11 protein-coding genes are annotated in these 12,225 nt (G+C 37.9%); 9 read left to right on the forward strand and 2 right to left on the reverse strand.

Features of this window, described 5'->3' with window-relative positions; genetic code table 11:
- Positions 1–223: 223 nt before the first annotated feature.
- The 5 genes from ACFSY7_RS11165 to ACFSY7_RS11185 all read left to right on the forward strand — a co-directional run bounded on the left by ACFSY7_RS11165 (position 224) and on the right by ACFSY7_RS11185 (position 4,703).
- The gene (locus ACFSY7_RS11165; protein WP_126991865.1) at positions 224–721 is read left to right on the forward strand and encodes a GNAT family N-acetyltransferase; all 498 of its coding nucleotides are present in this window, start codon (positions 224–226) and stop codon (positions 719–721) included.
- A 78-nt stretch (positions 722–799) separates the two neighbouring features.
- Positions 800–1,477 carry a response regulator transcription factor gene (locus ACFSY7_RS11170; protein WP_126991864.1) on the forward strand — a complete coding sequence of 226 codons (678 nt, stop codon included), beginning with the start codon at positions 800–802 and terminating at the stop codon, positions 1,475–1,477.
- Positions 1,474–2,862, forward strand: a complete 1,389-nt coding sequence (locus ACFSY7_RS11175; protein WP_380147879.1) for a sensor histidine kinase — start codon at positions 1,474–1,476, stop codon at positions 2,860–2,862. Before ACFSY7_RS11170 ends, ACFSY7_RS11175 begins: the two co-directional genes overlap by 4 nt.
- A gap of 208 nt (positions 2,863–3,070) precedes the next feature.
- The gene (locus ACFSY7_RS11180; RefSeq protein WP_380147880.1) at positions 3,071–3,292 is read left to right on the forward strand and encodes a hypothetical protein; all 222 of its coding nucleotides are present in this window, start codon (positions 3,071–3,073) and stop codon (positions 3,290–3,292) included.
- A 250-nt stretch (positions 3,293–3,542) separates the two neighbouring features.
- A complete protein-coding gene (locus tag ACFSY7_RS11185; RefSeq protein ID WP_380147881.1) occupies positions 3,543–4,703 on the forward strand; it encodes a GGDEF domain-containing protein in 1,161 nt (386 codons plus the stop codon).
- Positions 4,704–4,749: 46 nt separating this feature from the next.
- Here ACFSY7_RS11185 and ACFSY7_RS11190 read toward each other — a convergent pair whose 3' ends face one another.
- Complete coding sequence (locus ACFSY7_RS11190) at positions 4,750–4,938, reverse strand: hypothetical protein (RefSeq protein WP_126991860.1); 189 nt, start codon at positions 4,936–4,938, stop codon at positions 4,750–4,752.
- A gap of 387 nt (positions 4,939–5,325) precedes the next feature.
- Between ACFSY7_RS11190 and ACFSY7_RS11195 the strand changes: the two genes are divergently transcribed.
- Positions 5,326–6,609 (forward strand): sigma 54-interacting transcriptional regulator, encoded by a 1,284-nt coding sequence (locus ACFSY7_RS11195; protein WP_380147882.1) that lies wholly within the window; start codon positions 5,326–5,328, stop codon positions 6,607–6,609.
- A 179-nt stretch (positions 6,610–6,788) separates the two neighbouring features.
- A complete protein-coding gene (putP, locus tag ACFSY7_RS11200) occupies positions 6,789–8,273 on the forward strand; it encodes a sodium/proline symporter PutP (RefSeq protein WP_380147883.1) in 1,485 nt (494 codons plus the stop codon).
- A 56-nt stretch (positions 8,274–8,329) separates the two neighbouring features.
- Here putP and ACFSY7_RS11205 read toward each other — a convergent pair whose 3' ends face one another.
- A complete protein-coding gene (locus ACFSY7_RS11205) occupies positions 8,330–8,830 on the reverse strand; it encodes a GNAT family N-acetyltransferase (RefSeq protein WP_139993535.1) in 501 nt (166 codons plus the stop codon).
- 246 nt (positions 8,831–9,076) lie between these two features.
- Here ACFSY7_RS11205 and ACFSY7_RS11210 point away from each other — a divergent pair, with 246 nt between their 5' ends.
- Positions 9,077–10,465 carry a polysaccharide pyruvyl transferase family protein gene (locus tag ACFSY7_RS11210; RefSeq protein WP_380147884.1) on the forward strand — a complete coding sequence of 463 codons (1,389 nt, stop codon included), beginning with the start codon at positions 9,077–9,079 and terminating at the stop codon, positions 10,463–10,465.
- A 377-nt stretch (positions 10,466–10,842) separates the two neighbouring features.
- Positions 10,843–12,099 carry a dicarboxylate/amino acid:cation symporter gene (locus tag ACFSY7_RS11215; RefSeq protein WP_380147885.1) on the forward strand — a complete coding sequence of 419 codons (1,257 nt, stop codon included), beginning with the start codon at positions 10,843–10,845 and terminating at the stop codon, positions 12,097–12,099.
- Positions 12,100–12,225 lie beyond the last annotated feature (126 nt).

Below are 12,225 nucleotides of genomic sequence, written 5' to 3' on the forward strand. Positions count from 1 at the left end.
CTGTATATTATGCGCGTCAATGCCAGTTGACACTCAAGCATCATACAGGAGGGCTTTTTTGTTTTCAAGTCTCTGAAAATCCTTCTAACAGGAATGCTCCTACTTTCAATTATACAGAACATTCTGTTATCATTGAAGTAGTAAAAATTAACATAGGATTGTCATGTTAATCTTATGAAAAGAGGGTAATAAACAGATAAAGAGTAAAAGGGGTGGTGTTTGGATGGATATTCGTATTGCGACAGCAGACGATGCGGCACAATTAGTAGAAGTAATTAAAAATGCCGATGCATATGATTCAGTTGTGTTCCAGCTAGGAGAAATCGATTTAAATGAAGCGCGGATTGCGAAGTGGATAACGGACAATAAAGATTCGATGACGATCTTTGTAGCGGAGGAAGCGGGCGATATTATTGGTTATCTGCAAGTGAAGCGTGGTGTCATACATAGCACGAAGCACTGCGGAACAATCGCTGTTGGCGTGCATAGTAAGGCACGAAGTTCAGGTGTCGGCACGAAGTTATTCGAACATATGCATGCTTGGTCGCGTGATAATGGCTTACACCGTCTAGAGTTAATGGTGTTAACGAATAATGTAAAGGCCATCTTCCTCTTCCGTAAAATGGGCTATACGATTGAAGGAACAAAGCAAGATGCCATGTTAATTGATGGACGATATATTGATGAATATTATATGACACGTTTTATTGATGAACAATAATCGTGAGTTGAGGGCAAAGCATTTCGCTTTGCCTTTTTGTATGCATTTTGTATGATGAAGGATAGAGGAGTGAATACGATGGTAACAATTTTAGTAGCTGACGACGATGTACATATTTTAGAACTTGTATCGTTGACATTACGAGATGCTGGATATGACGTTCTAACAGCGAAGGATGGTATGGAGGCACTGAGCATTGCAAAAAAACAAGTAATTGATGCGGCAGTGCTTGATGTAATGATGCCATTTATGGACGGTTTTGAATTAACAAAAGAGCTACGTAAAAATATTGATCTACCTATTATTTTACTGACAGCAAAAAATCAAATTAATGACAAAGCGAAAGGCTATGAATCGGGTACAGATGATTATTTAGTGAAACCTTTTGATGTACAAGAACTATTATTTCGCTTAAAAGCGCTACTGCGACGCTATCATGTACAGGAAGACAGTGACGTGCTAAAGGCAGGCAATTTAATGATTTATACAGCGAGTTTTAAAGTCGTCGTAGGCAATGAAACCTTTTTCTTGCCACCGAAGGAATTTGAACTTCTCCGTTTTTTAGTTGCGAATAAACGACAAGCTTTTACGCGTGAACAGCTGATTGAGCATGTATGGGGACTTGATTTTGTAGGTGATACGCGTACAGTCGATGTGCACGTCAAACGTCTACGAGAGCATTTCCGTGATTTAGTCGAAGACATTGAAATTAAGACAGTACGCGGTGTTGGGTATATGCTAGAGGTTTATGCATGAAGACGCTGTATACAAAATTTGTCGCTTTAACGGCTTGTATTATGGTTGTGAGCTCGCTTATCGCTTTTGTATTGGCAAATGGCTATTACCAGCAAAAGTTAAAGCCTGAAAATGATGAGAAAAATATGCGTATTGCACAAAGTATTGCAGAATTTACGTCCTTGCACCCAGATATATCACTAGATGAATATTTAGAGAATTTATCTGAAATTGGCTATCAATTTTATATTGTCGAGGATAATGGCAATGAACGTTTTTTCGGTTCGGCGTTTCGCGATACAACAATATCAAAGCAAGCCATTAACGACGTTTTAGCGGGCAAGCCCTATCATGGCATACGTGATTTTCCACAACAAACGTTTGTGACAGGCTTTTTTGCCAATGAATTATCTAATACGGTGGGCGTGAAGCTTTCACATGATCAGCATCAATATGCATTATTTTTACGACCAGATATTAAATTATTATTTAATGAAATGCATGGGCTATTTGGTGTTATGTTTGCAGCAGCTATTTTATTAAGTATTTTATTTGTTTTTATTAGTACGTATTATTTGGTCAAGCCTATTCGTAAATTGACACGTGCAACGCATGTCATTGCAGAAGGGAAATTTGATGTGCCACTTGATGTGACGACGAAAGATGAGATCGGGCAACTGGCAACGAGCTTTTCATATATGACGGCACAGCTTGCGAAAATGGAAGATGTACGCCGCGAATTTATTTCAAATGTGTCGCATGATATTCAGTCGCCACTTTCTAGTATTAAAGGCTATACGAATTTATTGGCAAAAGATACGCTAACGAATGAGGATAAGAAAGTATATATTGACGTTATTAATAGTGAGATTCAGCGGTTATCCAATTTAACACAGCAATTGCTACAACTAACATCCATTGACCAAATGCAGCATTTAGTGAAATTTGAAAAAGTGGATTTCACAGCTTTATTACATGAAATGCTTCATCAGCATCGCTGGAAGATTGGGCAAGCAGGCATTATGTTGCGCTCTCAAATTGAGGATATTGAACTTGAAGCAGATGCAGTCATGTTAGGAACGATTGTCGATAATTTATTGACGAATGCAACTAAATACAATCGTGATGGTGGCAGTATTGAAGTGATTGCTACAAATGATGGAGATAAAGTACGCCTAGAAGTAAAAGATAGTGGCATTGGCATGACAGACGAACAACGCCAGCAAATTTTTAAGCGTTTTTATCGTGCGGATGATGCTCGTACGCAAACCATCTCAGGCTCAGGATTAGGTCTATCAATTGTTGAATCAATGGTACAGCTACACAATAGTATAATTACGGTCGATAGCACGTTGCATAGTGGCACGATATTTACGGTGTTATTACCAAAAAAACAAGCTAAATAAAAAAATTAGAGAAAATGTAGGGAGTGTCTGCTGAGATGCTATTTCATTTTCTCTATTATTTTGTCTAAAAATTAGTTTTTAAATGATTGATATTCGGTATAATATAACCATTTTTTAATTAAAATGTTTAAAATTTTAATTAATATGGTATTTTAGGTTTATTAGAGAAATAAAAAAAGAAAAATAAAACCGAGGAGTACAAAAGAATATGAGAAAAAACCTAAAAATGATTATGTTGACAATGATGGGTACAGTGATGTTAGTAGGGCCAGCACAAGCGTTTGCGGCAGATGAAGAAATGATTGAGTATGAAACAAAAACCGAAACGTATACAATGCCGACGATGAGCGATAATAATCCGGCATATGTCAATACATCAATTGTTCCTGATAAACCAAAAAAAGCGGTTAAAAAGCAAACAAAAAAATAAGCAAAAAAAAGCAAGTTGCTAAGAAAAAGAAAAAAGTAAGAAAATAATTATAGTCCTCGGTTTTGGGTCGTCCATTTAGGACGGCCTTTTTGAATAATGAACTAAAAGTAACCCTTGTGATTACAAAAAAGAACGTATAGACCTATTAAATGAGTAGAACTATTCTAGATACATAAACAAAATTTGTACTATACTAGATGATAAGGGGTTTACTATCTATAGATACTAGCGAATAGAGTAGGAGAATCAAATGCAATCATTGTTATTTTTACAAACGAAACCAGGCTGTTCATTTTTTAGTCAATTAACGATTGATAATGTTAACCGTGCTAAAATTTCGTTAATTATTGTCATCATTTTTGAAGTTGCCTTATTAATACGTAATATTTTTGAACATGGATTTTCCTTACATTACTATGTTATTTTTTATATTGTTTTATTAACGGTATCAGCTGTATCGTTAACACTGCTATGGTGGATGCCTAATAAAGAACAGCATATTCGTTTTTTAGATCGTTTTATTTTTAGTTATTATGTATTTTTTATTTTTTGGGGTGGTGCTTTAACAGTGCTAGACCAATTCTCGTATGGACAGGTGACCGCTTATTTATCGAATGTATTAGTCGGTGTGTTAATGTATCATTGTTCGATGCGTAAATTTATGGTCATGCAGTTTATTCCATTAGTGATCATTTCATTTGCGATGTATGAAGCACAAGCAAATGAAGATATTTTTCTAGGGCATATGATTAACATTACGGTGTTTATGGTGTTTGCGACAATTGGCTCGCGTTTTTTATACAATGTTGCCGCACAAAATCATATGCAACGTGAGTTATTAAGTGAAACGAATGAAGGGTTAGAGGCACTGAATACAGAATTAGCGTATTTATCGATGCGTGATGAATTGACGACACTTGCAAATCGTCGAGGGTTGTATCATTATATGGACCAACATTTGCAGGTTGAAAATCAACAAGTGAGTGCAGTGATTTTAGATATTGATGCCTTTAAGCATTACAATGATTTTTATGGTCATTTAGAAGGTGATCATGCTTTACGAATGGTTGCAAAAATTTTGCAACAGCAGGCAGGAGCAGAGAAGACCTTTGTTGCGCGCTATGGTGGCGAAGAATTTATGTTCGTTCGCTTCCATCACGACGATGATAATACAACGGTAAAAGCATTTGCTGAACAGGTGAGGCAGGCTGTATTTGAAGCGCAAATTCCACATGCAGCATCCCCTTTTGAAGCAGTATTATCTGTTAGTTTAGGCGTGTCTCATTCGCATATTGCTACAGAAATAAATATGACACAACTGTTTAAAGAAGCAGATGAGGCATTGTATGAGGCAAAACGTAGTGGTCGAAATTGCGTCCGCTACTATGAAGAAGTGACAATTGAGATATAATTAGAAAAAAGGAGGTCGCATTGCTGCGCCCTCCTTTTTATATACATTAAGCGACTGGATCAAGTAAAATCGCTAATTCATCAATATCATTAATATGGTAAGTCGATAGACGGTTATCGGCTGTATGAATTGATAATTGGTGCTCACCAATTGTCATTACAGTGCCGATTGTTGTGCGGTTGTCGTTTTCGACGATTACTTTGTCATTAATTTTTACATTTTGGAATTTTGTCATGTAAAAAGCCTCCTAGTTAGTAGTTGGCTGACTTACAGCGACATAATCTCGGTTTTCGTATTTTTCCAACGTTTCTTCGATGTTGCTGTCTGTGTCAGCTGTCAGAAAAGAACATCAGTTGTGAGATGGCTGACCTTTTATTCTGTTCATATGAATACTATACAGCCATTACGACAGAGCGTCAAAGTTTATGCTTCGTCTAAATGATTTTTCAGGTATTTCAATATTTTAAAAAAATAAAGAGGCCATCAAAATAATGTAGGGTATAATAAAATAAAGAATAAAAACATCGGGTGCATAATTTTTTTGCATTATAATTAAATGTTTAAGTAAAGTGTAGACAATTTATTTTGCTTTTAATGACATTAAGCGAGAGGAAGGCATGCCATGAAAAGAATGGAATTAACGGAGATGTACCGCTATATTACGAACCATATCGAAGTGGGGGTTCATGCGGTTGATACACAGGGGAAAACGCTTATTTTTAACGAAAAAATGCGTGAGCTAAAAGGTATTTCAAGTGACGAGCGCATGGAACAGGCACTGGATGCACGCGGTCAGGATAGTCTGATTTATCATGTACTCAAAACGGAGCAGGCGATTAAAAATCATCGTCAAAACTACTGGCTGAAGTCAGGCGAAGAGTTTGTGACATTATCGGATTTAACCCCGGTGTATCAAGACGAGGCATTAATCGGCGCTGTTGAAATCATGCGCGATATTACGGAGCGGGAACTACTCGCCTATCAGCCGCTTCGTCGTTACGGCAAACCATTATTGTTTGAGACGATTACGGCCGTATCTAAAAAAATGGCGCGTGTCATTGAAAAGGCGCGCATGGCTGCTGAAAATCAAATGCCGGTACTATTATACGGAGAATCAGGTGCCGGAAAAGATATGATTGCAGAAGGTATCCATCATGCATCACCGGTGCATAAGGAGCAGTTTGTGACATTGATTTGTCGACATGATGAAGCCGCGTTGTTATCGCAAATTGAGGCACTTTTTGAAGAGGACCGCCACGTCACTATTTTCTGTGAGCGTTTAGAATATTTAAGCCTAGAGGGGCAAGAGCGCTTGCTGGAATTATTTGAAGATCATCAAGAAAACAATCAATTCATTGCATCTGTTGGCGATGATCCGATTGATTTAATTAGCGAGCAAAAGCTATCTAAAGCGCTATATTACTTCTTTGCGTCTGTATGCGTCCGTGTCCCATCATTACGTGAGCGCAAGGAAGATATTCAGCCGTTTATTGATGATTATTTTAAGCGTTATCGTGAAACAACGGGTAGTCAATTAGATGGCCTATCAGCGCGTGTAGAGAAAATTTTTATGGGCTATGATTGGCCAGGAAATTTAAAAGAGCTTGAAGTATTATTAGATGAAACGATGAGTACGATTACGACCGAGCGCCAAATCGACTTTGACCAGTTACCGATGTCGTTCCGCTGGAAAGTACAAAATGACGAAGAGGTAAAACCGGTGCAATCGATTGTAGTAACATCGAAGCAGGATATTCGTCCACTGACGATTTTTATGCAGGAGATGGAAGAGTATTATATTAAAAATGCGCTAGAGCTGTTTGATGGCAATGTATCACAAGCAGCAAAAGCACTTGATATCCGCCGTCAGAGTTTGCAATACCGATTGAAAAAATTTGAAGATTAAGCAAAAGGATTTTGCATTTGCAAAATCCTTTTTTCGTGCCATAATTTATTTAATGATTCGTGAATAGTTTTTTCTCTAAATGGGTAAAAGTACAATGAAAGCGTTTTTATTATCGTTTCAAAATTTAGACTTTTCCGATTATTAACGCGGTTAAGTCAGGAAAACAAGGAGGAGTTAGGATGTCAGATAACAGTTTTCAGCTAGTGGCCATCGTACTTTATATGCTTGCGATGCTGGCAATTGGTTGGTATTCGTTTCGTCGCACGTCGAATTTGACGGATTATATGTTAGGCGGGCGTTCACTTGGCCCTGCTGTCACGGCATTAAGTGCTGGCGCAGCCGATATGTCAGGATGGCTATTAATGGGCTTACCAGGAGCGATTTATTTATCAGGTTTAGTAGAGGGCTGGATTGCAATTGGTTTAACAATTGGTGCTTATACGAACTGGCGCATCGTTGCACCGCGTCTACGTGTCTACACACAAGTATCAGAAAATGCCATTACGATTCCGAGCTTTTTAGATAGTCGTTTAAAAGATAGCACAGGTTTCGTTCGTATGGTGACAGGTCTTATTATTTTAGTATTCTTCACATTTTACATATCATCTGGGATGGTATCGGGCGGCGTATTTTTTGAAAGCTCATTCGGTTATTCGTACCATACAGGGCTATTCATTGTAGCAGGCGTTGTTGTGGCGTATACATTATTCGGTGGGTTCTTAGCTGTAAGTTATACGGATTTCATTCAAGGCTTAACGATGTTTGTTGCACTAATTGCGGTGCCAGCAGTTGGCTTGTATTATACAGGTGGCTTCTCAGAAACCGTTGCAACAATTAAAGAAGTCGATCCATCGCTGCTGAGCTTTGTTGCTACGGCAACAGCAACCGGTGTTATTTCAAGTTTAGCATGGGGACTTGGCTACTTTGGTCAGCCGCATATTATCGTTCGTTTTATGGCGATTTCAAGCGTTAAAGAAACTAAACAGGCGCGTCGTATCGGTATTGGCTGGATGTTTTTAAGTTTATTCGGTGCCTTAGCGACAGCATTAGTCGGTATCGCGTACTTTAAACAAAATAATTTAACATTAGATGACCCTGAGACGGTATTTATCGCACTTGGACAAGTTTTCTTCCATCCATTTATCGCAGGTGTTATGCTAGCGGCCATTTTAGCTGCGATTATGAGTACGATTTCTTCTCAATTAATCGTGACATCATCTGCGCTAGTAGAGGATATTTACAAAAAGTTATTTAATAAAACAGCTTCTGATAAGCATTATGTCTTTATGGGCCGTATGGCTGTATTAATCGTCTCAATCGTAGCGTTCTACTTATCATGGGAAAAAAATGCGACGATTTTAAAATTAGTATCCTTTGCATGGGCAGGCTTTGGTGCCGCATTTGGGCCAACGATTTTACTTGCACTTTATTGGCGTAAGCTGACAAGCTGGGGCGCATTATCAGGCATGGTAATCGGTGCAGTAGTCGTATTTATTTGGGGGTCGAATGAAGCCTTAAGTGCTATGCTTTACGAAATCGTACCAGGCTTTGTATTAGCATTTATCGTTACGATTGTTGTCAGTCTTCTAACGTATAAGAAAAATAATGCGATTGACGAAGAATTTGATGAAACGGTTCGTATTTTAAAAGAAGAAAGTCGTTAAAGAAAAGCCGGCATTACCGTAATAGGGGATGCCGGCTTTTTTTATATGTATGGCAATTAATTGATTTTCTTTCCGAGAATGATTAAATCGCGTTTGACGCCATCTAGCTCAGCAATCTCTGGATAAAAGCCCCACTGACTAAAGCCAAAATGTTTGAATAGCGCGAGACTCGGAGCGTTGTGCCCGAAAATGAAGCCTAGTAATGTCTCGACACCTAGGTCTGGACAAGCGTTTAATGCAAATTGAATCGCCTGTTTGCCTAAACCATGTCCGCGGAAGCGCTCATCTATGTAGATGCTGACTTCGACTGTCCCATTATACGCTGGACGTCCATAAAAATCTTGAAAACTAATCCAACCGCAAATTTCGTCATTCATTTCCATTACCCAAAGTGGGCGACGAGTAGGTGTATGCTCGTGAAACCAAGGCGTACGATCTTCAATAGAAACTTCCTCAGTATCTGCTGTCACCATACGGCTTGCAATAGTTGAATTATAAATAGCTACGATACGTGGTAAATCTTCTAGCTGTGCAATGCGGTAAGTAGCGCCGTTCATTAAAATCACTCCTAAATAATTAATATATTCAGAATATCATAATACGCAAAAAAATCGCATATAATATTATGTATTACAAAAATGTTTCTGTTGTACCATTGCGATGCAAGTATGTTACTATGTTAACTGTGAAACAATGACATTTGACATGAATGTCATTGAGTTTTAATACAACTGAGCGAGGGTATATTAATATAATAGAAGTAAGAGAACACTTGTATAGATTTTAGGAGGAAGTTACATATTATGAAGAACTATTTAATTCGTGCTGGCGTCTCGCCGCTAGACAATTTTGACGCTGCATATATGGCTGCAAACAATTCAATCGGGAGTAATGTCGGAAACTTAGTTTATGCGTATAGCATTTTCCGTACATTAATGAAAGAAGACGTAAAAATCACACCTGATTACTATAAAATTAATCCAAATCAAGCGGATTATATTAATAAGCATTATGATGGCTATATTATTCCATTAGCAGATGCATTCCGTGAAAAATTCGCACCAAAATTACGTGCGTATACGGATTTAATTAATCGTTTAACAATTCCTGTCTATGTTGTGGGTGTTGGTTTAAGCACTGATTTTGATCCAAAATCAGGTCAAACGTATCCATTCGATGATGATGTACGTAATTTTGTAAAAGCGGTGTTAAATAAATCATCCATCGTTGGTGTACGTGGCCAAATTACAGCGGATTACTTAACAGGGTTAGGCTTTAAAGAAGATACAGACCATATGGTGATTGGCTGTCCTTCAATGTATATGAATGGTCGTGAATTAATCGTTCGTGATACAAACATTACAAAAGATTCAATCATCTCTGTAAATAACTCACCAAAATCACCAGATAATGTGCTTGATTTCATCGAGCGTAGTATGCGTGAATTTGACAACCATCACTTCATTCCACAATGGTTACGTGAATTGCGTATGTCTTATTTGGGCGGACCTGACTTACCAAACTCAGATAAAAACTACCCATATTCTGTTGAGCATTCTGTTTATCAAGAAGACCGCGTACGTTACTTCTTAGATGTTCCAAGCTGGCATGCCTTTTTAGAAACAACGGATTTAAGCTTTGGTGCACGTCTTCACGGGAACGTAGCTGCTATTTTAGCAGGTACACCAAGTATTATCATTCCAAAAGATGGTCGTATGCGTGAACTTGCTGAATATCATGATATGAACTTCATCTATGGACCAGACATTACGGACGATACATCCATCTGGGATGTTATCGAGAAGAGTGATTTCCAATCGGTTTCTCGCCAAGCGCCGAAAAACTTTGATCGCTACATTCACTTCTTAAACTTAAATAAAATTCCACATATTTATGAGGAAACAAATAATCCAACACATGTCTACTTTGATGAATTAGTAGCGGCTATGCCAAAACGTGAAGCGATTCCGTCATTCTTCACATTATCACAAAATGATAAGAGTAAACGTTGGATGAACTATGTAGAAGAAGAGAAAAAAATGCAAGAACGTAAATTCAACATTCAAAAAAATCATCTTGATAAAAAAGTGAAAACACTTCAAAAGAAAGTCGATTTCCAAAAACGTACATTAGACCGTAAAGCAGTTAGAACAGCATTAAAAGCGGCTGATTTATTTAGTAAGAAAAAATAAGCATCTTCTAAAACTGAAACACTAGTAAAAAAACACTTTCAAAAAAATTGAAGGTGTTTTTTTATGTGAAAAAACGTATTATTTGCCATGTGAAACGCACTCAATATGGCAAGTAGCGTTTAAGATGAATAGAATATAACGCATTTAGCGAGTAAATTTTCGCGATACTTTATAGAGAATAGATGTTAATTTCAGCTAATAAAGTCGCTTATTTGTTGTCTCATCGATGTGAAATAGCTTCAATTCACATACCTTTTTATTTTGATTATAGAAAAAATGAATGATATCTATTCAAAAAGAACATATCAGTTTACTTTTTTATAATTTTCAGAATAAAATAAAAGAGAAAGGGGAAATGTGGAATGAAAAATAAAAAAATGAATTTAGCGGTCCAGATTTTGATTGCTTTAGTGCTTGGTGCCATTGTCGGTATTATTTTAAACATTACATCACCCGCACTATTTGAAAAATTAGACAGCTTCCTGTTCTCACCACTTGGTACGATTTTCTTAAACTTAATTAAAATGCTGATTGTACCACTTGTATTCTTCTCCATTTCGGTAGGGGTAGCGAATATTGGGGATCCCAAAAAGCTTGGTCGTATTGGCGCCAAGACGATGATTTTTTTCCTGATAACGACAGCGATTGCGATTATTATCGGGATTACACTCGCGCTTATTTTTAAACCAGGTGAAGCTGGTACATTTAAAACAGATGGCTTATCTTATGAGGCAACAAAAGCGCCACCTGCATCAGAAACATTGCTTGGTATTATTCCGGCAAACCCAATCGAAGCGATGGCATCAGGCGCGATGTTGCAAATTATTTTCTTCGCATTATTTATTGGTTTAGGACTTAGCTTTTTGGGCGAGAAAACAGCCTCTGTACAGCGCTTCTTTGAGCAAGCGAATGAACTTATGATGTTTTTAGTTACGCTTGTGATGAAAGTAGCGCCATTTGGTACATTTGGTTTAATTGCCTCAGCAGTTGGTTCACAGGGCTGGAGTGCATTAAAGGCTATGCTTCTTTATATGGTAGTGGTTTTGGCTGCACTTGCGGTTCACTTCTTTGTAATTTACGGAGGCGCAATCAAACTTTTGGCAAAGCGCAATCCGCTACAAGTATGGAAAGTATATATTCCAGCATTAACAGTGGCCTTTAGTACATCAAGTAGTAGTGCGACATTACCTGTAGGAATGGAAATTGCACAAAAGAAACTTGGTGTACCAAAGTCGATCAGTAGCTTTGTACAGCCACTTGGCGCAACGATTAATATGGATGGTACTGCAATTATGCAAGGGGTTGCGACCATTTTTATTGCCCAAGTATTTGGTGTTGAATTAACATTACCTCAAATGGCGATGGTCGTACTAACAGCGGTGCTAGCTTCAATTGGTACGGCAGCTGTGCCGGGCGCTGGTTTAATTATGCTTGCAATGGTATTAGAGTCAGTTGGCCTTCCAGTTGAAGGGATTGCACTTATTATTGGGGTTGACCGTCTGCTTGATATGACCCGTACGATGGCAAACTCAACAGGTGATTTAACATGTGCATTGTATGTAACAGAGAGCGAAAAAAACAAAGGTGTGACATTTAACGACAAGGATGTAGCAGATTCATCGTCACAAGTATAATACACAGCACTTTCAAAGCAGTGAACTGCACCCCAATTGTTAGACACAATCTAACAATTGGAGGTGTGGTTTTTTTATGACGAAATTTACGAGCGCATTAAAATTAGCGATTGTACAGGGATTTAA

This window comes from Kurthia populi (assembly GCF_042686175.1).
Classification (GTDB): Bacteria; Bacillota; Bacilli; order Bacillales_A; family Planococcaceae; genus Kurthia; species Kurthia populi.